The sequence below is a fragment of the Pseudomonas persica genome (assembly GCF_900291015.1).
GTDB lineage: Bacteria > Pseudomonadota > Gammaproteobacteria > Pseudomonadales > Pseudomonadaceae > Aquipseudomonas.
This window is the reverse complement of the sequence record NZ_OLKL01000033.1, coordinates 19,173-42,828: the sequence shown is the minus strand read 5'-3', so window position 1 is coordinate 42,828 and position 23,656 is coordinate 19,173. Positions and strand designations below refer to the sequence as shown.

Annotated in this window: 19 protein-coding genes; 10 read left to right on the top strand and 9 right to left on the bottom strand. The window is 62.2% G+C overall.

What is annotated here, in order from left to right:
* Positions 1-2: 2 nt before the first annotated feature.
* From FQ664_RS15705 to FQ664_RS15680, 6 genes are all read right to left on the bottom strand, one after another.
* Positions 3-2,417, bottom strand: a complete 2,415-nt coding sequence (locus FQ664_RS15705) for an efflux RND transporter permease subunit (RefSeq protein WP_144173114.1) — start codon at positions 2,415-2,417, stop codon at positions 3-5.
* 8 nt (positions 2,418-2,425) lie between these two features.
* The gene (locus FQ664_RS15700; protein ID WP_368667968.1) at positions 2,426-4,072 is read right to left on the bottom strand and encodes a DUF1302 domain-containing protein; all 1,647 of its coding nucleotides are present in this window, start codon (positions 4,070-4,072) and stop codon (positions 2,426-2,428) included.
* Positions 4,073-4,096: 24 nt separating this feature from the next.
* A complete protein-coding gene (locus FQ664_RS15695) occupies positions 4,097-5,518 on the bottom strand; it encodes a DUF1329 domain-containing protein (RefSeq protein ID WP_144173110.1) in 1,422 nt (473 codons plus the stop codon).
* 473 nt (positions 5,519-5,991) lie between these two features.
* The gene (locus FQ664_RS15690; protein WP_256675979.1) at positions 5,992-6,654 is read right to left on the bottom strand and encodes a hypothetical protein; all 663 of its coding nucleotides are present in this window, start codon (positions 6,652-6,654) and stop codon (positions 5,992-5,994) included.
* A gap of 162 nt (positions 6,655-6,816) precedes the next feature.
* Positions 6,817-7,032 (bottom strand): hypothetical protein, encoded by a 216-nt coding sequence (locus FQ664_RS15685; RefSeq protein WP_129364217.1) that lies wholly within the window; start codon positions 7,030-7,032, stop codon positions 6,817-6,819.
* Positions 7,033-7,103: 71 nt separating this feature from the next.
* The gene (locus tag FQ664_RS15680; RefSeq protein WP_144173108.1) at positions 7,104-7,991 is read right to left on the bottom strand and encodes a phytanoyl-CoA dioxygenase family protein; all 888 of its coding nucleotides are present in this window, start codon (positions 7,989-7,991) and stop codon (positions 7,104-7,106) included.
* A gap of 380 nt (positions 7,992-8,371) precedes the next feature.
* Here FQ664_RS15680 and FQ664_RS15675 point away from each other — a divergent pair, with 380 nt between their 5' ends.
* The 10 genes from FQ664_RS15675 to FQ664_RS15630 all read left to right on the top strand — a co-directional run bounded on the left by FQ664_RS15675 (position 8,372) and on the right by FQ664_RS15630 (position 19,898).
* Complete coding sequence (locus FQ664_RS15675) at positions 8,372-8,953, top strand: TetR/AcrR family transcriptional regulator (RefSeq protein ID WP_144173106.1); 582 nt, start codon at positions 8,372-8,374, stop codon at positions 8,951-8,953.
* A gap of 382 nt (positions 8,954-9,335) precedes the next feature.
* Entirely contained in the window at positions 9,336-10,862 is a 1,527-nt protein-coding gene (locus FQ664_RS15670) for a flavin-containing monooxygenase (protein WP_144173105.1), read from the top strand.
* Positions 10,859-11,734: an alpha/beta fold hydrolase gene (locus tag FQ664_RS15665; protein WP_144173103.1), complete on the top strand. Its 876-nt coding sequence runs from the start codon at positions 10,859-10,861 to the stop codon at positions 11,732-11,734. The genes FQ664_RS15670 and FQ664_RS15665 overlap by 4 nt, the downstream gene beginning before the upstream one ends.
* Positions 11,735-11,928: 194 nt before the next feature.
* Positions 11,929-13,086, top strand: a complete 1,158-nt coding sequence (locus FQ664_RS15660) for an iron-containing alcohol dehydrogenase (RefSeq protein ID WP_144173101.1) — start codon at positions 11,929-11,931, stop codon at positions 13,084-13,086.
* Positions 13,087-13,098: 12 nt separating this feature from the next.
* Entirely contained in the window at positions 13,099-14,430 is a 1,332-nt protein-coding gene (locus tag FQ664_RS15655) for an APC family permease (protein ID WP_144173099.1), read from the top strand.
* 79 nt (positions 14,431-14,509) lie between these two features.
* Entirely contained in the window at positions 14,510-15,934 is a 1,425-nt protein-coding gene (locus FQ664_RS15650; RefSeq protein ID WP_144173097.1) for a gamma-aminobutyraldehyde dehydrogenase, read from the top strand.
* A 45-nt stretch (positions 15,935-15,979) separates the two neighbouring features.
* Positions 15,980-17,233, top strand: a complete 1,254-nt coding sequence (locus tag FQ664_RS15645; protein ID WP_144173096.1) for an aspartate aminotransferase family protein — start codon at positions 15,980-15,982, stop codon at positions 17,231-17,233.
* Between the two features lie 95 nt (positions 17,234-17,328).
* The gene (locus FQ664_RS15640; RefSeq protein WP_144173094.1) at positions 17,329-18,708 is read left to right on the top strand and encodes an aspartate aminotransferase family protein; all 1,380 of its coding nucleotides are present in this window, start codon (positions 17,329-17,331) and stop codon (positions 18,706-18,708) included.
* A 54-nt stretch (positions 18,709-18,762) separates the two neighbouring features.
* On the top strand, positions 18,763-19,677 hold the full coding sequence (locus tag FQ664_RS15635; RefSeq protein WP_256675978.1) for an NAD(P)-binding domain-containing protein: 915 nt from the start codon (positions 18,763-18,765) through the stop codon (positions 19,675-19,677).
* Between the two features lie 68 nt (positions 19,678-19,745).
* Positions 19,746-19,898: an amino acid permease gene (locus FQ664_RS15630; protein WP_144173090.1), complete on the top strand. Its 153-nt coding sequence runs from the start codon at positions 19,746-19,748 to the stop codon at positions 19,896-19,898.
* A gap of 48 nt (positions 19,899-19,946) precedes the next feature.
* On the opposite strand, the gene FQ664_RS15625 is transcribed toward FQ664_RS15630, so the two are convergent.
* Genes FQ664_RS15625 through FQ664_RS15615 form a run of 3 tightly spaced genes read right to left on the bottom strand, consistent with a single transcriptional unit; the run spans position 19,947 to position 23,634 of the window.
* Entirely contained in the window at positions 19,947-21,605 is a 1,659-nt protein-coding gene (locus tag FQ664_RS15625) for a cation acetate symporter (RefSeq protein ID WP_144173088.1), read from the bottom strand.
* Entirely contained in the window at positions 21,602-21,925 is a 324-nt protein-coding gene (locus FQ664_RS15620; RefSeq protein WP_144173086.1) for a DUF485 domain-containing protein, read from the bottom strand. Before FQ664_RS15620 ends, FQ664_RS15625 begins: the two co-directional genes overlap by 4 nt.
* A gap of 56 nt (positions 21,926-21,981) precedes the next feature.
* Complete coding sequence (locus tag FQ664_RS15615; protein WP_256675977.1) at positions 21,982-23,634, bottom strand: acyl-CoA synthetase; 1,653 nt, start codon at positions 23,632-23,634, stop codon at positions 21,982-21,984.
* Positions 23,635-23,656: the final 22 nt, after the last annotated feature.

Genomic DNA, 23,656 nt, shown 5'->3' with positions numbered 1-23,656 from the left:
CCTCAGTGCACCAGCGCGCCGGTCATGCGCACAGGGCGCCTACGTGGGAATACCCGCTCCAGCCACACGGCGAAGGCCGGCAGCACGGTCATGGCCATGACCATGTTGACGATGAACATGAAGGCCAGCAGCTTGCCCATGTCAGCCTGGAACTTGAGCTCCGAGAACGCCCAGGTGGCCACGCCCACGGCCAGGGTGATGGCGGTGAAAATAGTGGCGACACCCACTTCGAGCAGCGCGTACTCCACTGCCTTGGTGATCGACTGCCCATGGGCCAGGTGCAGTTGCAGGCGGTTGTAGATGTAGAAGGCGTAATCGACGCCAATGCCCACCGCCAGCACCATCACCGGCAAGGTAGCGATGGTCAGGCCGATCTGCAGTTCCTTCATGAACCAGTAGCCAATGAAGGTGCCGATGGTCAGTGGCAGGCAACACACCAAGACTGCCCGCAAGTCGCGATACACCACGAACACCAGCAATGCGATGGCGGCATAGACATAAAGCAGCATGGGTGTTTCGCTTTTTTCCACTTCTTCGTTGATGGCTGCCAGCACCCCGGCGTTGCCCGAAGCGAGGCGCACCGAAATGCCAGGCAGCGGGTACTCGCTGCGGAACGCCTTGGCGGCCTCGACCACCCGGTTGATCGTCGTGGCCTTGTGATCGGCAAGGTACAGGTGCACCGCCGACATGCTGCAGTCGGTGCGCATCAGCCCGGGCGTGCGTGCAACCTCGGTGGCCAGCGCGGCATAGTTCATCGGGTCGATGGGCACCGCCGCCATCTTCGGGTTGCCTTCGTTGTAGCCCTCGTTGAACTGGCGCATGTTGCTGGAGAAGGACGCGACCGAAAGGACGCCAGGCACCCCTTGCATGGCCCACACGAAACGATCCTGGTACTGGCCCAGGGCGACATCCTCACAGGCCACCTGGCTGTCTTCGCCAGAGGGGGCCTTGTTGACTTCGAACACCACGCTGAGCCAGTCCAGACCAATGTCGTAATTGCTGGCGATAGAGACCGCATCGCGATTGAAGCGGGCATCTTCGCGCAACTCCGGCGCACCCGCCTGCAGTGTGCCAACGACGCGGTCATGGCTTTGCCAGATCGCCACCAGGAACACCAGCAAGGCCGCGCCAAGCACCCACAGCGCCTTGCGCGGTTCGGCGAGCCGGGCCAGGCCACGCAGCCAGCGGGTACGGCGCTGCCGGGAAACCTCCTGGGCGGTCGCGTACTTGTCATCGACACTCAGCAAGGACGCCATCAACGGCAACATCACCAGGTTGGTGATGATCTTGTAGGCCACGCCAAGCGAAGCCGTGATCGCCAGCTCCCGCACCATCGGGATGGGGATCAACAGCAGCGTCACGAAGGACACCAGCGCGGTCACCAGCGCCAGCGTCCCGGGGATCAACAACCCGGTGAAGCTCGAGCGCGCCGCCTCTTCGGCACTCTTGCCGATGGCGATCTCGCGGACAATGAAGTTGATTTGCTGCACGCCATGGGAAACCCCGATGGCGAATACCAGGAAGGGCACCAGCACCGCCAACGGGTCGAGCCCGTACCCCAACAGGCGCAGGCTACCGAACTGCCACACCAGCGAGGCCAGCGAACAGACCAGCGCCAGCAGCGTGAAGCGCAGTGAGTGGCAATACCAGTACACCGCCCCCGCCGTCAGCAGCAGCGCCAGCAGACAAAACTCCAGCACCGCAGAAGCGCCGTCGGCGATGTCGCCGATCTGCTTGGCGAAACCGATGATCTGGATTTCGAAATCGCCATCCTCGAATTGCTGGCGGATCTCTTTCTCCAGCCTGTGGTTGAACGCCACATAGTCCAGGTGGGCGCCATTGGTGGCGTACTCGTTGAGTTCCACCGTGATCATCGCGCTGCTCTGATCACGGGAAACCAGCGTGCCGATGAAGCCGCCCTGGGCAGTGGAGTTGGCGATCGTAGCGATGATCTGGTCATCCAGGTGCTCGGGCGATACCGTGCCTGGTACCAGTGGATCAGCGCGAAAACCCTCTTCGGTGATTTCGTTGACGAAGGCATTGGGCGTCCACAACGAACGCACGCTGCTGCGCGAAACACCCGGGAGGAAGGTCACCGCCTGGGTGACGTCATACAGCCGTTTCAGGCCTGGGGCGCTCCAGATATCGCCCTGGCGGGCCTTGACCACGATGGTCAGTCGGTTCGCCCCCAGCAAGTCATTGCGGTAGGCCTCGAATGTCTTGATGTATTCGTGGCCTACCGGCAGCTGCTTCTCGAAGCCGGCATCCATGCGCAGTTGCACGGCGAACCAGCCCATGATCAGGGTGAACACCGCCAGGCTCGCCAGCACCAGCCGGCGATGCCCGAACAACACACCCTCGACACGTGACAACAGGCCACGTGCCGGGGCTTCGGATAGCTTTACAGAACCGTTCACGGCAGGCCTCACAAGGTGCGGGAGATCGCGATGCCGACGTAATCGCGGTCACGATAAAGCTGATCGTAGGGCGTGTCGCCGCCCATGAACTTCGCGTAGTTGAGGGAAATCTGCCAACTGGCCGGGTTCCGCACGAAGTTCAGGTACAGGTTCATGCTGCTGGCGTCCTCGGTGAAGGTCGCGCTCAGGTTCGGCGTCCGCCCCCCCAGCGAGCGCGAATAGAAGACGCCGGGCGTGACCTGCCAGCCCGGCAGCAAGGTGCCGTCATAGGTCAGGCTGAAGTCCAGGTTAATGCCCGAGGAGGTCTTGTCGCCACGGGACTTGGGTGCGGTCGCGGGGTCCAGCTGCCAGGTATTGAGCCCCGCAGCGAGCGGCTCGCCATTGACCTCGTCATGCAGCCCTGGGTATTTGATGACCACCAGCTCGGACAGCAAGGTGCCCGTGCTGGCTCCGGTGAAGTCGAGCAGCGTCGGGGAGTTCGAAGGCGTGAAGCTGTACAGGCCGGTGAGGTGCCACTGGAACTTCTTTTCGTCCTTCCAGCATTTGCCGCCATTGCTGGAGCACAGGTCGATGACCGGGTTGAGCATGACCGAGTCCTTCGGCCGGTACGAAAGCTCCGTACCGACAGCCCAGTCACCGATCGGCATGTTGGCACTGATGCCATACATCATCCGGTCTTCCTGGTACTCCCAGGTCGGGGCCGCGGCGAAGGTGTCCGGGTCAAGAATGGCGACGCGCAACGACGGCAACTTGTCGTGATAACGCATCACGTAGAAGCCGTAGTTGATGTCGCTGTCCTCTGGTTGCCAGCGCAGTGAAAGGCCCCACTGGCCGCTGTCGCGGGCGTCCTTCTCGGAGAACCCGTAGTCCCCCCTGCCCTCACCCAGCGCGTTGTTGGTGGACCAGTAGCTGCCCACCGGCGGCAACTCGCTCTTGTTCCAGCGGAACTGATAGTAGGCCTCGACATTGACGCCCGACCCCAGGCCCGAGGCGACACTGAGCATCGGCGCCGGCAACACGGCCTCCTTGAGCTGCACGCCGGGGCGCGCCAGGGCCTGGTAGTCGTAGGCGTTGGTGTTGTTGATACCACCGGCCACGAACAGGCTTTCACCCCAGTTGATCACCTGGTTGCCCAGGCGCGCACGGACCCGCTGCCCACCCACGTCGAAGCCTTTGCTCACCCACAGGTCCAGCAGGCGGGCCTTGAAGGCAAGGTCGTCGCGGGCGTCGTCAGTCAGGCCGTTGCTGCCAACACTCTCAGGCGTGTTGAACGACAGCGTGCCGGTGGTATCGGTGGCAGCGAAGTCGCGGATCCAGGTGCCGCGCGCCATGAAAGTGAAGTCCTCGGGCATCTTCAGCAACAGCTCATGGGTGCCCTTGAGGTAGTTGGTGAACATGTCGCCGCGGTCGTAGTTCAGGTCGCCCTGATCCGCCACGCCGGAACTCTGCGCCAGGCAGCCGGAGGGCACATTGTGCCCGGTCGGCCCCTGGTTGATCAGGTTGCAGCCCCGCGACTCGGTACGCAGGCCCATGCCTGCGGTGATCGTGGAGTCGAAGGAGCCATTGACGGTTTCGGTTTCAAAGGTGAACCCCATTGCCAGTGGGGTTGCGCACACGATGACAAGGCCTGACGCTTTCGTAATTATTTTTTTCATGTGGGCTCTCGATCTGGCGTCGGTTTAGCGCTCGCTGATGGCTCGCAGGTTGTCGGAGGTGAAGAAGTCGCGTTTCAGGCGAGGGTTGCCGCTGTCTTCGGTGAGCCAGCGAATATCGTTTTTGCCCGCACCGATCGAGGTCATGTCGAACAGGTAACGATGATCGGCCAGGTTGTACTGGACCTGGGCCTGCACGTCGCACGCGCCGGTCTCGTAGACGGGGATCGAGAACCCTTCACGCACCTTCCAGATCTGTCCCTGCTTGTCATAGTCAACGGCCAGCAACGGGTTCCAGCTGTCCTCGTCGATGTAGAACAGGCGCTTGGGCGCCTGGTGGCGCATGCCCTGGCGAACATTGGCCTCGACGACCCAGACACGATGCAGTTCGTAGCGGCGCGACTGCGGCGCGATGGAATCGTCGCCGGCGAAGCTTTCCACCTTGGCTGCGGTGTCATAGGCGCCAAAGGCGTTGTACGGCACCAGCAGTTCCTGCTTGCCGATCAGTTTCCAATCGAAACGGTCCATGGCCCCGAAGAACACGTTCGCCTCGTCGACGGTGTACTGGTTATCCAGGCCGATCTGTGGCGCGTCGTAGGAATACGACGGCATGCGCCTGACCCGACGCTGGCCGGGGAAATAGTAGAAGGTGCTGGCCTGCTCGCCGGCGACAGTCGTCTGCACCCCAGCTTGACCGGCCTGCGCCGCTGGCTCCCGGTAACTGGAGAACGTGGCGTTTTCCAAGCGGCCAATGGACGAAAAAAGTGCACCGCCTTTCTTTCCCCAGGGCGTGAAGAAGAAGGTGTCTGACGACTGGCGTAACCACTCCCCGCCCTTGCGCGGCGAAATGCCTGAAATGCTTTTGGGAATTTCGACACCAAGGCCGCGATAGCGCATCTTCATGTTCCACATCACCTCTGCGCCGGTACTGGGCAGAGGGAACGGGATGCCCGGCACATGGGCCTCCTCAAGGGCAACCCCTGTGGAATCGAGATTTGCAAAACCAATGTTCTGCCGCGTGTTATCCGCCACGAAGTCCGGTACGCCACAGGTGCGGCGGGTCGGATAGACATCCATGCGGTAGCCCGGAATCTTCTTGAACAGTTCGAGCTGGCCGGGGGACAGCTTGCTCGCATACTGCGCCACGCTGTTCGAGTCGATGCTGTAGAGGGGTTTGTCATCCTTGAACTTCCAGTGCTCCCCCCGCACTTGGCCATAGCTCCACCCCCCACCTTGTGGCCCCGGAGCAGTCCAGGCCGGAATATCCCCGCTTGAACTTGCAGCCACCTCAGCGCCCAGCGGCGTCAGCTTCGAACCCAGCTCCCCGGCCCCCTGGGGTGCGGCCTGTACCGAGCACATCGCGGTCGATACCGCGAGGGTAACCAGCAGCTGCCTGAAAATACAGCGGGCGGACACGTCGTCTTTTTGCCCTGTAGATACTTCTTTCATTGGAGGCTCCTCGAACAAAGGGCCTGGACCGGCTACCCGACCGTCCACACGGAAATGGGCACCTATCGCAAGCTGATCATTTGACATGATCAGTTGACCATGTCAAATGATCAGCTTGCAAGCCATATGCCAGAAGTCTCAAGCAATGATTAAGTTAGATAAATCAGGAATTTAGTCGTTAGTGGCGATTTATGTTCACCCGGTGCCTGCACCTTAATGGGAAGTAAAGAAACATGTGTTACCAGTGCATGCCCAACCATGACGCACTGCATAGTTAGACTTGCCCTTCGAACACCGCCGTTGTCGTTGCGCAAGCCTTAATCTTTCCACTGACAACTCAAGCAATGGAAATGAATCAATTGGCCATAAAAAAACCGCCCCTGGAGGCGGTAAAGAAGCGGGCCTATGACCCGACATGGAGTTACTTCGAATAAAGGCTTGGCAGCACAACAGCGCACCCTGTGTTGCTCAATTTAACGAACATTGAGTAACGCCTCAACGGAGCCACTTCTAGAGCGCTGAAGGGCACCATAGGCATAGAACGACTGCACAATCGAGTACGACCAGGTCAAGAAAGCAAAGGTCATGAATACCATCTTTGAATCGTCACCCGGAATCGGAAAGAAGTCATACCGGAATGCTATCGTTAGCCCCGCCACACCGCCCAAGGTGGTAGCCAGCGCATGCAGCGGTTCTCTGGCACAAACCAGTCGCCAGATGAAATAGGCCAGGTACGCTGTGTAAGCCAACCACATCACTATATAAAAATACGGCAGGAATTGCTTAAATGAACTCGACATGAAGTAAATGGCTGCAACCGCAAAGCCAGCCAGGAACAGCACAATGTCACTCACCGGGGACGGCTTGTAATTATGCGTTACCGCCATCAAGCCAAGCGTTGCAATAACAGGAATTCCAACGCCTCGGGAAAAAGCATCGAGGAACATGGCAGCGTTATAATTTGCCAGCCAGCCCGTAACGATGAAGACCGCGAAATTCGTCGCGGATATCCCGACAATCAAAAACTCTCCGCCGATCAGATAATTTCTTCGCCCGATGAATGCCGCCCCATAATACAGGCCACAGATGATTAGCAATATACATGAGCCCAGGATACTCACTTCTATCAGTTCCACGAGAACAGCCTCTCTCAATCTGAGGATCGATATCACACTGCACGTCGAAATCGGCAGCCAATCGGACGGCCATTGCAAACCCAATCAGCGGGGAAATACTGGCTGAATTATTTGACCTGCACCGGTCACTGCAGTTATACGAGCAGGTCAGCATGGCCGCGATTAGTTGGCCAGAGACCTCAGGTCGCTATCGATTTTATTCAGCGTTTCCTGAGAAATAAACCCGCCAGAATATTTCGCCGCCGTCACTAAGGCAAAGCCACGGGCCATGCCAATTTGTGGGTGTTTACTGATACCGGGCAAGTGCTTTTCAAGGATCTGGCTCGTAGTGCTGTTATCCAGCAGCTCGCCAACTTTCGAGTCGATTGAGAACGCCATGGTGTTATCTCCTTGGTTGCGCCCAAAAGGGCAGAAATTCAATACGCAGCGGACTGTGCACACTCAGGCTCTCAGAAGCCTTTTCCCGGCTCGGCAAAAGCAGGCATGTTCAGGAGCTCTTGCGGGTCACGCATCTGTCCATCGATTTCCACCCAGCCCAGCAGCGTGGAACTCACACTCCAGCCCAGCAGGCGTTGCATTTCTGCGGGGAGCTGGCGAACCCGTTCAATGGGAATGGAAAGGAAGTGATTTTCTTCGAGGCGCAGGATGGCCAAGTCGTAGGCCATGGTCAGACCAGTACGAGGAGACGCTGTGGTATTGGCGCCACCGCCGTGATAGACCGACCCCAGCCACAACAGCGCAGAGCCCGCTTTCATTTCGGCGGCGATGGTTTCTTCCTGGGTCGGCATGCGCTCGTCATCCCATTGATGACTGCCCGGAATAACACGCGTGGCACCGTTCTCTTCGGTGAAATCCGAGATGGCCAGCATGATCTGCAGACGGGCCTCGCGCCCGAACTGGGGATGTCGCCATAGCGAGGTGGCATCGTCGCGATGCAGGGGCTGGAGGCCTTGACCCGGCCCGATCTGAATGGCCTGGGTAATACTGAGTTGAATATCAGGAGCCATCTCGATGCGGTCGCTACCCACCCAGACATGGGTCGGTGTCTGCAAGATCTGCCTGGCCGCCCCGATGAACAACGGGTTCAGTGCAACCTCCACCGCCGTATCGCTTCGCCCGATGATGCGAGCGACACGTCGGGTCTGCGTGCCTGCGAAATAGGGGTCTTCTCCGCAGGGCGTAACATTCAAGTAGGTGTCCAGTTCTTCGGTGAGGCACTTGAGCGTCTCTGGCGAGACGAAATCGGCAATGATGACCCCGCCGTCACGCCGAATGATTTCCACCACCTGTTCGACTGGCGCATCACTGCTGACCGTCGAGAGTTTTCGTGTATCCATCTGCCTTCTACCTGTCCGGTTGTTCATTGTTCTACCCAGCGAGCTCGGGCAACCCCCTCGTCCCACCGGCGCAACCACCACAGCAACCTCTTATGCCGCTGCCGAAGCCCGTAATGATCTGTTCGGCGTTGCCATGATTAACGAATATAGTCATTTGATCAAGTCATTTGATCTAGTTTTTGCCACCTCGCCACGGCCTTGGTGAGATACGGCACTCAGCATCTGCCGCTGGGCAATGGCCACATACCGACGACAAGACCGCGGACGAAAAGGGGGGCATCGACTCATCTCATGGATTGGGCTATCACTTTGCGATAGCATTCGTCACCGCCGACGCCGGACCCGGCGGTTGGCGCAAGGCCGAAAGGGGAGAACGCTGAATGGCTCGGATAGGCGCGGAAGAACGCAGACAGGATTTCATTGAAGCGACCATCAAGGTGATCGCGGAACACGGTATAGCCAACGCCACGACGCGGCGCATCGCGGCAGCGGCGGATTCGCCGCTGGCCTCGCTGCATTATGTTTTTCATACCAAGGAGGAGTTGTTCTATGCGGTCTACGAGTCCTTGATCAACATGCCGCAGCAATCGTTGCTGCATGCTCCGGTAGGCGCCACCCCTGCGGAATCGGTAGGGGAAATGCTGCGCCTGCTGGTCAAGTGGTTCATCGCGCACCCCGAGCGGGCCATCACACAGTTCGAACTCTTCTTCTGGAACCTGCGCAACGATCCGGAAATGGCAGCGAAGATCTATACCGTTTCCCTCGAAGCGACCCAGCAGGCCATCCAGAGGGCCACCGGCGATGCGCTGGATCAGGCCGCACTGACCACCGTCAGTCGACTGCTGATCAACCTCTTCGATGGCTTGCTGCTCGCCTGGACCGCCCACAGCGACCCCGAGCGCCTTGAGGCCGAGACCGAGACGGCCTGCCAGGCGGTCAAGCTGCTGGTTGCCAGCTACTGAGACACCATCCGGATGCGCCGTTCTCCGGTGTGACACGGCAATCCGGGGATCTATAAGGTTTTACAGACAGGCGGACTGGCGCATCTTGCCGCTCGCCCCCCTGCCGATCGATGCCCTAACGACTCGAAGTCCTGATGTCACCTGGGGCGAAACGCCCCTCCCAAGTCACGCAGTCCAGATAGCCGCCCTGCTCCCGCTCTTTGATCACGACCCCAGCGATAGCTGATCGAGTCAGGGACCTGGCAACTGGAAAGTTCAAATCGTCCCAAAATAATAACTTCGCGGTGCATTTTGCACCTTGTCCCAGGCAATCGGCCGTCTCATCATGGTCAAATGATCAAGTCAAAAGATCAGCCTCTATAACACAATAATGGGAAGCCCTATGTCCTCGCACACTGCTCTTCCGGTTGAGCCACTCGATATATTGATCATGGGAGCCGGTGTGTCTGGCATCGGCGCGGCTGCCTATCTGCGACGCCATCAGCCTCACAAGACCTTCACGATTCTCGAGTCCCGTGAGCGAATGGGCGGCACCTGGGACCTGTTCCGCTATCCCGGCATCCGCTCCGATTCCGACCTGTACACCTTCGGCTTCGACTTCAAGCCCTGGACCAAGGCGAAATCCCTGGCGGACGCCGCAGACATTCTCGAGTACCTGCGTGAAGCGATCGACGAGCATGAACTGGAGTCCTTCATCCAGTACAAGCAGAAAGTCGTCTCGGCGAACTGGCAAACGGACCAGGGCTTGTGGGCGGTGCGGATAGAGGACGGCCACCTGGGACAGGCCCGTACAGTCGAATGTCGCTGGCTGTTCAGCGCGGGAGGCTACTACAGGTACGACCAAGGGTTCACCCCCCGCTTCGAGGGAGCCGAACAGTTCAAGGGACTGATCGTTCATCCGCAACACTGGCCAGAGAATCTGGATTACACAGGCAAGCGCGTCGTAGTAATCGGCAGCGGCGCGACGGCGGTGACCCTGATCCCGGCGATGGCGGACAAAGTCTCCAGCATCACCATGCTGCAGCGTACGCCTTCCTACATCATCAACCAGCCAGCCAATGATGCGATTGCGGCGTTTCTGCGCAAGGTCCTGCCCGAGCAAACCGCTTACTCCCTGACGCGCTACAAGAACGCCAGGATCACCCTTGCCTTCTGGGCCTTCTGCCAGCGCTTCCCCAAGCTTTCCCGCAAACTGCTTCTGTGGCTGACGCGCAAGGAGCTGCCGAAAAGCTATCCGGTCGACATCCACTTCAATCCACCCTACAACCCTTGGGACCAGCGCTTGTGCACGGTTCCCGAAGGCGATCTGTTCAAGGCGATCAGCGCGGGCAAGGCCGACATCGTCACCGACCATATCGAGCGATTCACCGAATCGGGCCTGTTGCTGAAGTCCGGCAAGGCGTTGGAAGCTGACATCGTGATTACCGCCACAGGGCTGAATGTGCAGATGTTCGGGGGAATCAGCCTGTACAAGGACGATAAGCCAGTGGTGCTGAGCGAAACCCTGGCCTACAAAGGAACCATGCTCTCCGGTGTACCCAACTTCGCGTTCGCGGTGGGCTACACCAACTCCTCCTGGACCCTGAAAGTGTGCCTGCTGTGCGATCACTTCTGTCGCTTGCTGGGCTTCATGGACAACCACGGCTACAACGTTTGCGAACCCCGGGCGCCAGACGGGATCAAGACCCGCCCTCTGCTGGATTTCGGTGCCGGCTATGTGCAACGCGCCTTGGACAGCATTCCGCGCCAAGGGCCAAGCGAGCCCTGGGTGATGTCGATGGATTACTTCCGCGATACCAAACTCCTGCGCCGCGGCGCTGTGGCTGACAAGTGCCTGGCGTTCTCCTCCGTACCCAGCGCGCCCTTGCGCTCGAACGTCGAGCTGCAGCAACAGGGTAGCCGCGGATGAGCCTCGATCGCTTCTGCGAACTGCCTGGCAAGCGCCCTCTTTGCTATCGCAGCCACGGGCTCGAAACGGCGCCTGCGGTCATCCTCATCGTCGGCCTGGGGCTGCAATTGACCTACTGGCCGCAACCGATCATCGCCGGCCTGGTCGAGCGGGGGTTTCGCGTCATCACGCTGGACAACCGCGACTCGGGCCGGTCGTTCTTCACTGACGTGGCGCCGCCCACGGCCCTGCAGCAGTTCTTGCGCAAGCGCACCCCCGGCTATGACCTGGGCGACATGGCCAACGACGTGATCGGCTTGATGAACAGCCTGAACCTGGAAACGGCGCACGTGGTGGGGATGTCGATGGGCGGCATGATCGCCCAGACCCTCGCCGCCCGTTACCCGGAACGCGTCAGGACGCTCACCTCGATCTTCTCGACCACCGGCTCGCTGCGCGTCGGCCAACCCGCGCTCAAAGCCCTTTGCCAGCTGCTACGCCGCCCGCCGCGCAACCAGCAGGAAAGCGTGCGGGACTACGTGGACATCATGCGCCTGATCGGCTCGACGCTCGAATGCGACGAGCAAGCCCTGCGTGACTACGCCACGCAGGCCTGGGAGCGCGGCGGCGGGGAGGCGAGCAACCTCGGAACCGCCCGGCAGATCGGCGCCATCATCAATTCCGGCGACCGCACCCAGGAGCTGCAGCGGGTTCGCTGCAGCACACTGGTCATCCATGGGGACAAAGACCTCATGGTCGCGACCAGCGGAGGGTTCGCCACGGCCGCCGCCATTCGCCAGTCGAGCCTGGTGCTGTTGCCCGGGATGGGCCATGACTTCCCAACCTGCCTGTCAAGCACGCTGCTTTCCCTGCTGGCAGGGCACATGCGTTAGCACTGTTTTCCTTTAGGGGCGCATTGCTTGGCCGCCCCTCTTTTTATTCCACCAACGCTTCTCGCAACAGGTTTCACCCGAACACAAAAACAACAACATTCCAGCTTCAAACACGCCTGAGCCGCTACCACGGCCTGGCGCGATGCTCCTCCACTGCCCTTTAAACAACGACAACAACTGAGCAAGAGGTACGTATGGAATTCAAGTTCTTACTCCCCACCAAAGTCGTGATGGAGCCAGGCCTGCGTGAGCGCACTGGCGAGCATCTGCGTGACCTTGGCCTCAAGCACGTCCTGATCGTCACGGATGCCGGGGTCAAGGCCGCAGGGCTGTTGACCAGCGTCTATGCCAGCCTGGAAAAGTCAGGCATTTCGTTCGATGAAATCGCGGACGTCAAGGCGAACCCGCGCAGCGAAGACATCAACCAGGCGGCGCAGCTGTACCGCGGCAAAGGGATCGAGGGCCTGCTGGCCATTGGCGGCGGCAGCGCGATGGATGCGGCCAAGGCCATCAGCCTGCTGCTGACCCATGAGGGCCGGATCGAGGACTACGAGGGTTCTTTCAGGCTCACGCACGCCATACCGCCTATCGTCGCCATCCCGACCACCGCGGGCACCGGCAGCGAGGTGACCTGCTTCTCGGTGATCACCGACACCGCCCGTCATTTCAAGATGAGCGTCCAGGATTACCGGGTGGGCCCCGTTCTGGCACTGCTCGACTCCCATATTCTCGACACGCTGCCCGCGTCGATTGCCGCCGCAACCGGCATGGATGCCCTCACCCACGCCATCGAAGCCTATACCGGCCGCGTGTCCAACCCGATCAGCGACGGCCTGGCACTGCATGCCATCCGCCTGATCAGCCAGCACCTCAAGCCTGCCGTGCTGGAGCCGGGCAACCTGCACGCCCGCGAGCAGATGCTGGTGGCCAGCCTGATCGCCGGCATGGCCTTCGGTAACGCGGACGTTGCCAGCGTGCACTGCATCTCCGAAGCCATCGGTGGCATGTACGACACGCCGCACGGTGTGGGCAACGCGATCTTCCTGCCGTTCGTGTTCGGTCACAACCGCGATGCCGACATCACCCGCCACGCCCAGGTCGCCTATGCGCTGGGGATCGACCCCAACCTCTCGCCGGTCGATGCCGCCGAAGCGGCTGTCGGCTACCTGTTCCAGATGAGCAAGGACCTGGGCATTCCCCGCTTCGCCGAGGTGAAGGGCGTGCGCGAGGAAGACTTCCTGAGCATCGCTGAAAAGGCGAAGAACAACTTCTCCGACGGCAGCAATGCCAAGGAAATGACCGTGGAAACCTACCGTGAAATCGTCGCCACTGCTTACCACTTCGTAGCGTGAGGGCTGTCAGTCATGAGCGAATCAACCCCTGGCGCTTCGTTGAAGCGCACCCTGGGCCCGTTTTCGGTGCTGCTGTTCGGCCTGGCGTTCCTGGCCCCGTTGATCGTCTTCGGCACCTATGGCGTGATCACCCAGGCCAGCGGCAACACCACGGCGATGGCGTACTTGATCGCGGCGATCGGCGTGGTGTTCACGGCCTTGAGCTACGGGCGACTGGTCAAGGTGTTCCCGGTAGCCGGCTCGGCCTACACCTATACCCGCAAGATGCTCAGCGCCAACCTCGGCTTCATGGTGGGCTGGGCCGCCCTGCTCGATTACTTCTTCATCCCGATGCTGATCTGGCTGCTCGGCGCCAGCTACCTCAGCATGGCCTTTCCAGACGTGCCGCAGTGGGTGTGGATCAGCGGGTTCATCGTCTCCACCTCGCTGCTGAATGTGCTGGGTATCCAGGTCGCCAACCGCTTCAACCTGCTGTTGATGGGCGCGCAACTGGCCATCATCGTGGTGTTCATCAGCCTGTGCGTGCATTACATCGTGGCAGCCAATGGCCCTGGTGGGCTGCTGTCGGCCAAGCCGTTCTTCAATCAGGAGGTGCCCTTCGCCACCAGCATGGCCGGCGCCGCCATTGCCGCGTACTCGTTCCTGGGCTTCGACGCGCTGTCCACGCTCAGCGAGGAAACCCGTGACCCAGGCCGCACGCTGCCGCGCGCGATCCTGATGGTCGCGCTGATCGGCGGTTCGGTCTACGTTGGCTCCTCGTACTTCATGTACCTGGCGCACCCCTCCCCCACGTTCGAATTTGTGGACGGGGCTGCGTTCGAGATCGCCCGCATGATCGGTGGCGACCTGTTCTTCGCCGTGGTCCTGGCGGGGATCATCATCGCCCACTTCGCCGCGGGCATGTCGTTCCAGGCCAGCGTCGGCCGGCTGCTGTACGCCCTCGGCCGGGACAACCAGCTACCGCGCAAGCTGTTCGGTGCCCTGCACCCGCGCTACAAGACCCCGGCCTTCAACATTCTGCTCTGCGGCATTTTCGGCACCGCGGGTTTTGGCCTGACGATCGCCACCGCGACCTCCCTGGTCAATTTCGGCGCGTTTCTGGCCTTCACCGCGGTCAACCTGTGTGCGTTGCGGCTCACCTTCGATGCACGCGTCAAGGACGGGGCTGGCCTGCTGCGCGGGGTGCTCTTCCCGCTCATTGGCCTGGTCACGGCCGGTTGGATGCTGGTCAGCCTGGACAAAGACGCACTGATCATGGGCTGTAGCTGGCTCGCCCTGGGCGCGGCCTACCTCGCCTGCCGGACCAGCTTCTTCCGCAACCCGGTGCCCGACGCGCTGGCGTAACGGTCGCCTTGCCATCGAACCCCCTGACGACAATCACAAGGCAAGGCCCTGGCCTTGCCGCTAAACGGCGAAAATCGACATGCAAACAAAACTATTGATCAACGGTGCCCTGGTGACTGGCGAAGGCGAAAACCTCGCCGTGTACAACCCGTCCCTGGGCAGTGTCCTGGTACAGACCACCGAGGCCAGCCGTGCCCAGGTCAATGCCGCAGTGCAAAGCGCCGATGCAGCCTTCGAAGCCTGGTCGCAAACGCCACCGAAAGACCGCGCGGCGCTGCTGCTCAAGCTCGCTGACAGCATCGACGCCCAGGCGCCGGTGTTCGCCCGCCTGGAGGCGGACAACTGCGGCAAGCCGTTCACCGCCGTGCTGCAGGACGAACTGCCAGCCGTATCCGACGTGTTCCGCTTCTTTGCCGGCGCCGTGCGCTGCCTGCAGGGCTCGGCGGCGGGCGAGTACATCCCGGGCCACACCTCGATGATCCGCCGCGACGCGGTGGGCGTGGTCGCCTCCATCGCGCCGTGGAACTACCCGCTGCTGATGGCCGCGTGGAAACTCGGCCCGGCATTGGCCGGCGGCAACACCGTCGTGCTCAAACCGTCGGAACACACCCCGCTGAGCACCCTGAAACTGGGCGAACTGCTCGCCGACATCTTCCCCGCCGGCGTGGTCAACATCGTCCACGGTCGCGGCGCCTCGGTGGGTGAGCCGCTGACCAGCCACGCCCAGGTGCGCATGGTGTCGCTGACCGGCTCGGTGCGCACCGGCAGCCGCATCATCGAAGGCACCGCCGACAGCGTGAAGCGGATGCACATGGAGCTCGGTGGCAAGGCCCCCGTGCTGATCTTCGATGATGCCGACATCGACGCCGCCGTCGAAGGCATCCGCGCCTTCGGTTTCTACAACGCCGGCCAGGACTGCACCGCCGCGTGCCGCCTCTATGTGCAGAAGGCTGTGTACCCGGAGTTCGTCCGCAAGCTCGGCGAAGCCGTCGCCAGCATCAAGTGCGGGCTGCAGGATGACCCGGCCACCGAGATGGGCCCGCTGATCACCCAAGAACACCTGGAGCGTGTCGAGGGTTTCGTCAACCGCGCCAGGGAGCTGCCTCACATCGAGGTGGTCACCGGCGGCAAGCGTCCCGCGGGTGACGGGTTCTTCTTCGAGCCGACGGTCCTGGCCGGTGCTACGCAGGAGGACGAGGTAGTGTGCCGGGAAATCTTCGGCCCGGTGGTGACGGTTTCGCAATTCGAGGACGAAGCCCAGGCCCTGGCTTGGGCCAATGAGTCGGACTACGGCCTGGCCTCGTCGGTGTGGACCGCCGATGTGGGGCGCGCCCATCGCCTGGCCGCTCGCCTGCAGTACGGCTGCACCTGGGTCAACACCCACTTCATGCTGGTGAGCGAGATGCCCCATGGCGGGGTGAAACTGTCCGGCTACGGCAAGGACCTGTCGATGTACGGGCTGGAAGACTACACCGTGGTACGCCACGTGATGTTCAAGCACTGACCGCCCCACGCCCCACGTTGCCAAGATCATTTCAAGAGGTTATGCATGAACAACATCGAGACGTTCGAAAGGCTCGAATCCAACGTACGGATGTACTGCCGTGACTTGCCGCTGGTGTTCGATACCGCCCAAGGCAGCAAGATCCGTGGCGAAGATGGCCGCGAATACCTGGACTTCTTCGCCGGTGCCGGCGCCCTGAACTACGGTCACAACGACCCGCGCATGCGCGATGCCTTGATCGCGTACCTGTCGTCCAACGGCGTGACCCACGCCCTCGACCTGCACACTACTACCAAGCGCCAGTTCCTCGAAGCGATCGAGCGCGACCTGTTCAAGCCACGCGGCTGGGACTACAAGGTGCAGTTCACCGGCCCGACTGGTGCCGACGCCGTCGAGGCGGCGTTGAAGCTGGCGCGCAAGGCGACCGGACGCAGCAAGGTCGTATCGTTCTACGGGGCTTACCACGGCATGACGGCCGGCGCCCTGGCCGTCACTGGCAACCGCACCCGCCGCGGCCCTGGGCTTTCCACCGATGTAGTGTTCGTGCCGTACGAAGACAGCCCCTACGGCGAATTCGACAGCATTGGTTTCCTCGAGCGCCTGGCCAACGACCAGGGCAGCGGCTCGGAGCTGCCGGCGGCGGTGATCGTCGAGTCCGTGCAGATCCAGGCCGGCGTCTACCCGGCTTCCAACGAATGGCTGCAACGCTTGCGCAAGTGGACCACCGATCACGGCGTGCTGCTCATCTGCGACGAGATCCAGGCCGGTTGCGGCCGCACCGGCGACTTCTTCGGCTTCGAGCGCTCCGGGGTGGTGCCAGACCTGATCACCTGCGCCAAATCGATCGGCGGCTTCGGCCTGCCGATGGCGATCGTATTGATTCGCGCCGGGCTGGATGTGTGGCAACCGGGCGATCACATCGGCACCTTCCGCGGCAACCAACTGGCGTTCCTGACGGCCCAGATCGCGCTCGGCTATTGGCGCGATGAGTCGTTCCTGAAGTTGCTGGCCAACAACTGCGCGGCCATTGAGCGCGCAGTCGCAGGTTTCGCGGAAATTCCAGGCGTCGCATCCGCCCGCTGTCGCGGCATGATCGCCGGCATCGACTTCGGCCGCGGCAACGTCGTGTTCGCCAAGGATGCCCAGCAACGCGTGCTGCAGGCGGGCGTGCTGGTCGACCGCTGCGGCCCGAACGGCGAAATCATCAAACTGATGCCACCGGTGAACACCCCGACCGACCAGCTCGAAGAAGGCCTGCAGGCCTTCGGCGAATCGGTCGCGGCAGCGCTGAGCCAGTAACTGCACGGGCCTGTCGTGCGGCCTGTATCGATACAGATGTCGCACGCAAGCTCATCGCATGCAGCGGACAACCACCGTGGCAGGAAATCACGCCAATGAGCAACGTCACTTCAACCGTTCAGGATGACCTGGCTTCATTCATCCACCCCAACACCAACCTGGCGCAGCACCAGGAAGTCGGGCCCTTCGTGATCGCCGGCGGCGATGGCGTGCGGGTCTTCGATGAGCAAGGCAACGCCTACATCGAGGCGATGTCGGGCCTGTGGAGCGTTGCCTTGGGCTTCAGTGAAAAGCGCCTGGTCGACGCCGCCGTCGAGCAGTTCAGGCAACTGCCCTACTACCACAGCTTCAGCCACAAGACCAATGCCCCGGCGGCGGCACTCGCCGCCAAGCTGGCCGAGCTGGCGCCGGGCGACCTGAACCACGTGTTCTTCACCAACTCAGGCTCCGAAGCCAACGACTCGATGGTGAAGATGGTCTGGTACGTGAACAACGCGCTGGGCAAACCGCACAAGAAGACGTTCATCTCTCGCCAGCAGGCCTACCACGGCGCCACCGTCGCCGCCGGGAGCCTGACCGGCATCCCCTCGATTCATCGCGACTTCGACCTGCCGGCCATCCCGGTTCATCACCTGACGTGCCCGAACTTCTACCGGTTTGCCCGGCCTGGAGAAACGCAGGAAGCCTTTTCGGCCCGCCTGGCGAACGAACTGGAGCGCTACATCCTCGCGCAAGGGCCGGAAACCATTGCCGCCTTCATCGGCGAACCGGTGATCGCAGCGGGCGGTGTGATCCCTCCTCCCACCGGCTACTGGGCGGCGATCCAGGCAGTGTGCAAGCGCTACGACATCCTCATGGTGATCGACGAGATCGTCACCGGTTTCGGCAGGCTGGGCACGATGTTCGGGGCACAGCTGTACGACATCCAGCCCGACATCATGGTGCTCTCCAAGCAACTCACCTCGTCCTACCAGCCGCTGGCGGCCGTGGTGGTGTCCGATGCAATCAACGATGTCCTGCTGAGCCAGAGCCAGCGCCTGGGGGCATTCGCCCACGGCCTGACCTGCACTGGCCACCCCGTCGCCACCGCGGTTGCGCTGGAAAACATCCGCATCATCGAAGAGCGCGACCTGGTTGGCCATGTGCAGCGCTTGGCCCCCGAGTTCCAGCGCCACCTGCGCGCGTTCGAAGACCACCCGCTGGTCGGCAACGTCCGAGGCGTCGGGCTGATGGGCGGGATCGAACTGGTCGCGGACAAGGCCACCGGCCAACCGTTCGCCCAGCCCGGTGCATTGGGTGGCTACGTGTTCAAACAGGCCCACAAGCACGGCCTGATCATTCGCGCCATCTACGACACGATCGCGTTCTGCCCGCCGTTGATCACCACGCAGGGCGATACCGAAAAGATCTTCAGCGCCTTCGAGCGCACGTTGGCGGACGCGACGGGCTGGGCCCGTTCGCAGAACCTGCTGTGAGCAAACGGCCCCCAGTGGGGCATCACGTCAAACAACAATCAGGAGGCTTTGGCCGTGTGCGAACAAAATAATGATGAAAGCTTCGAGTTCGATGTGTCCGTGGTCGGGCTCGGTGCCATGGGAACGATCATGGCGCACGCGTTGCTCAAGCAAGGCAAACGCGTGGCGGTCTGGAACCGCTCACCCGCCAAGGCCGCGGCGCTCGTTGCCGCCGGGGCTCACCTGTGCGACAGCGCCGAAGCCGCGCTGGTTGCAAGCCCAGCCACGATCTTCGTGCTCCTGGACGACCACGCGACCCACGAGGTGCTCGGGATGCCAGGTGTGATGCATGCACTGGCCAATCGTACGATCGTCGACTACACCACCAGCGCCCAGGACGAGGGCCTGGCGCTTCAGGGCCTCGTCAACCGGGCAGGCGGCCATTACGTCAAAGGGATGATCGTGGCCTACCCGCGCAACGTCGGCCATCGCGAGAGCCACAGCATCCATACCGGTGATCGTGAAGCTTTCGAGCAGCACCGGGCGCTGCTTGAAGGGCTCGCCGGGCATACGGTGTTCCTTCCCTGGGGCGAAGCATTGGCCTTCGCGACCGTACTCCACGCCCATGCGTTTGCCGCGATCGTTGCGTTCTTCGAGGCCGTGGGTGCGAGCGCGCGGTTTGGCCTGCCGGTTTCGAAGACGGCCAGGCTCCTGCTCGACACCTCACGTTTTTTCGTCGCCGACGCCCTGGAGGAAGCGACACGCCGACTCGAAACACAGGACTTCGCAGGCGATCAGGCGAGGCTCGATGTGCATGCGCACGCCTTCGTGCACATTGCCCAGTCCCTGCAGGTACAAGGGGCCTGGACGCCAGTGTTCGACGCGGTGTGCCAGGTCGCGCAGCGCGCGGAATCGATGGGTTATGGCGACCAGGACATCGTGGCCGCCACCCAGGTGTTCGCCCGCGAAGGCGATACCAAAGAGGCGTGATTGTGCGGTTGCAACGCCTCTCGGATTGCCCTCGAAAACAACAATTACAAAAACCGTTGGAGGTTCACATGCGCCGATTTGGTTTTCTGCTGGCCGTTTTGACGCTGGCCATTTTCCTGAGTGCCCTGCTTGCCCCCAGGCCGGCCTTCGTCAACCGAGCGGCGGCGCAGCACATGGGACATCCGATCACCAGCATCGGCGAGGTCTTCAGGGGGTACTAAGGAGGGAGCGCGGCCGCAGGCGCTCATCCGCCAGCGGCCACTTGTGACTCAATGATCGACTGCACCGCTGGCACCGAGGCCGGTCTGGCCGCGTACGAACTGGTCGGCGAAGGCCGCCCTTTCCGCCTTGGCCCGCGCGCTCCGGTCCAGCCGGGAGACCGCGTAGGCCACCAAGAACGCCAACGGCATGGAGAACAGCGCAGGCTGGGTATAGGGGAACAGCGGCTTGGCGAAATGCAACACATCCACCCACACCAGTTTGGAAAACACCACGAAGCCCATGGCACTGAGCAACCCGACGTAGCCACCGGCCAACGCGCCACGGGTGGTCAGCCCCGACCAGAACATCGACAGGAACAGCACCGGGAAGTTGGCCGAAGCGGCGATGCCAAAGGCCAGTGCGACCATGAACGCCACGTTGATGTTTTCGAACACGATGCCCAGGGCTATCGCCACCAGCCCAAGGCCCAGCGTGGCCAGCTTGGTTACCCGCAGCTCCTGCGTCTCGCTGGCCGCGCCCTTCATGATCACCCGCGCATACAGGTCATGGGCGATGGCGGACGCCCCGGCCAGGGCCAGGCCGGAAACCACAGCCAGGATGGTGGCGAAGGTGACTGCCGACAAGAACCCCAGCAGCAGGTTGCCGCCCACGGCCTGGGCCAGGTGCATGACCACCATGTTGCCACCACCCAACAGCTTGCCCCCCACCTGCCCGCCTTCGAAGAACTGCGGCTGCTGGCTGACGATCACGATCGACGCCAGGCCCAGCAGAAAAATGACATTGAAGAAGTAGCCGATGAACCCGGTGGCATAGAGCACCGACTTGCGCGCCTCGCGGGCATCGCTGACGGTGAAAAAGCGCATCAGGATATGCGGCAGCCCGGCGGTGCCGAACACCAGTCCCAGGCTCAGCGACAGCGCAGTCAAGGGGTCGGCCAGCAGGCTGCCGGGCGCCAGCAGGCGTTCGCCCAGAGCATGGGTGTCCATGGCCTGGCTGACCAGCGTGTCATAGCTGAAGTCGAACTCGCGCAGCGCCAGGAACAGCACCAACGAACCGCCGACCAGCAGCAGGAACGCCTTGATGATCTGCACCCAGGTGGTCGCCACCATGCCGCCGAAGGTCACATACAGCATCATCAGCACGCCAACGATCACCAGGGCGATGTGGTAGTCCAGGCCGAACAGCAGTCTGATCAGCTGCCCGGCCCCGACCATCTGCGCCACCAGGTAGAAACACACCACGGTCAGCGAGCCGATGGCGGCCATGGTGCGCACCTTGCCCTGGTCGAGGCGGTAGGAGGTGATATCGGCGAAGGTGAAGCGGCCCAGGTTGCGCAGCCGCTCGGTCATCAACAGCAGCAACACCGGCCAGCCCGCGAAAAAGGCAATGAGGTAGATGTAGCCATCCATGCCGGAGGTGTAGATGAGCGCGGTGATCCCCAACAGCGTCGAGGCGGACATGTAGTCACCGGCCAGCGCCAGGCCGTTCTGCCAGCCCAGGATGCCGCCACCGGCGCTGTAGAAGTCTGCCGTCGAGCGGGTGCGACGCGCCGCCCACCAGGTGATGCACAAGGTGAACAGCACGAACACCATGAACATGCCGATGGCATGCAGGTTGAGCGGCTGACGCTGGCCCGCGTCGAGCGCGGGCGAGGCCAACAGCACGCCGCAGTGCAGTAACAAAGCCAGAGGCAGTAGTTTCTTCATGCGCCCTGCTCCTCGTCCAGCCCGGCGACCAGCGCCTGGGTCAGGCGATCGAACTCGCCATTGGCCCGGTACACATAGAACGCCGACAACGCACAGAAGAACACGAACAGGAAGGCGCCGGCCGCGACGCCGAAGGTCATGTTCGACCCCTCGGCCAGGCGCCTGGCAATCAGCTCGGGCCAGAACGACACCAAGGCAATGTAGCCATAGAACGTGGCCAGGATCAGTACGAACAGGCGCAGGGTAAAACGGTTCCTGCGCATCACCAGTTGCTGGAACCGAGCACTGGCGCGAACACGCGCGTATAACAGGCTGGACATGGGACACCTCGGTCAATGTACTTGTTGTTATGGGGGATGCAGGTGTTGCTGCTCGATCAGTGCTCGGCGTCGGCGGCCTGCGCCTCCTGTTGCCGGGCCCACTCGCGCAGGACGAACTTCTGGATCTTGCCGGTGGCGGTCCTGGGCAGCTCCGTCAGCGATACATGTCGCGGCGCCTTGAAATGTGCCAGGCGCTCACGGCACCAGCGGATCAGGTCGCCTTCCGTGACCGTGGCCAGCGCATCGGCGCGCAGGGTGACGAACGCATGAGGTGTCTCGCCCCAGCGCGAATCCGGGCGCGCCACCACTGCGGCCTCGACCACCTCGGGGTGCTGGTAGAGCACTTCTTCGATCTCCAGCGAGCTGATGTTCTCGCCGCCGGAAATGATGATGTCCTTGGCCCGGTCCTTGATTTCCACGTAGCCGTCCGGGTGCAGCACGGCCAGGTCGCCGGTGTGCAGCCAGCCATTGGCCAATGCGGCACGGGTGGCCTCCGGGTTGTGCAGGTAGCCTTTCATCACGGTGTTGCCGCGCACCACCAGCTCGCCAAGGGTAAGGCCGTCGGCCGGGACCGGGCGGCCGGTGTCGGTATCCAGCACCGTGGCCTCCTCGAGCATCGGGTGGGCGACACCCTGGCGGCTCATGAACTGGGCCCGGGCCTCCAGCGGCAATTCGTCGACGCCCGGCTGCCACAGGCACAGGGTGCTGGGGCCGTAGCTTTCGGTCATGCCGTAGGCGTGGGTGATGCTGAAGCCGCGTGCCTCCATCGCGGCGATGACCGCGCTGGGCGGGGCGGCGCCACCGGTGATCACCGATACCGGCACCGAAGGGACGCTGGCATGCTCGGCGTGGATCAGCATCGACATCACCACCGGGGCGGCGCTCAGGTGGGTCACGGCATGCTCGGCGATGGCGGCGTTGATCGCATCAGGCTGGACCTTGCGCAGACAGACGTGGGTGCCACCGGACAACGTCACCGCCCAGGTATGGCTCCAGCCGTTGCAGTGGAACATCGGCAAGGTCCACAGGTAGACGCTGCGCGGCCCCAACTGGAAGATCAGCGCGCCGGCGCAGGCGTTGAGGTAGGCGCCACGGTGATGCAGGACCACACCCTTGGGGTCCCCCGTGGTGCCGGAGGTGTAGTTGATGGCGATCGACTGCCATTCGTTCTGTGGCGCACTCAAAGGTCGCGCGGGGTCGCCCTGGGCCAGAAACGCTTCGTAGTCCAGGTCGTGGGCCAGGTCGGCGCGCTCGGCCTGTTCATCGTCGATGCCCACCAGCAAGGGCGGCGCATCGAGCATGGCCAGCGCCTGATGGGCCACGGCACCGAACTCACGGTCGCAGATCAGCACCCTGGCTGCGCAGTGACGCAAGATGAAGGCAATGCTGCGCGCCTCCAGGCGGATGTTGATGCACACCAGCACCGCCCCGGCACCGGGCACGCCATAGTGGGCCTCAAGCATTTCCGGGATGTTCGGCGCCAGTATCGCCACCCGCTCGCCCGGTTGCACACCGACCCGCTCCAGGGCACTGGCCAAGGCACGGCTGCGCTCGTGCAACTGGCGGTAACTGTAGCGCCGGGTGCCATAGACCACCGCATCACGCTGCGGATACACCTGCGCGGCACGCTTGAGGAACGACAGCGGCGACAACGGGACATGGTTGGCTTCGTTGGGAGCAAGCTCGTGCTCGAGGGTTGGAACCATCATGGCAGGTACCTCTTGTTCAGGT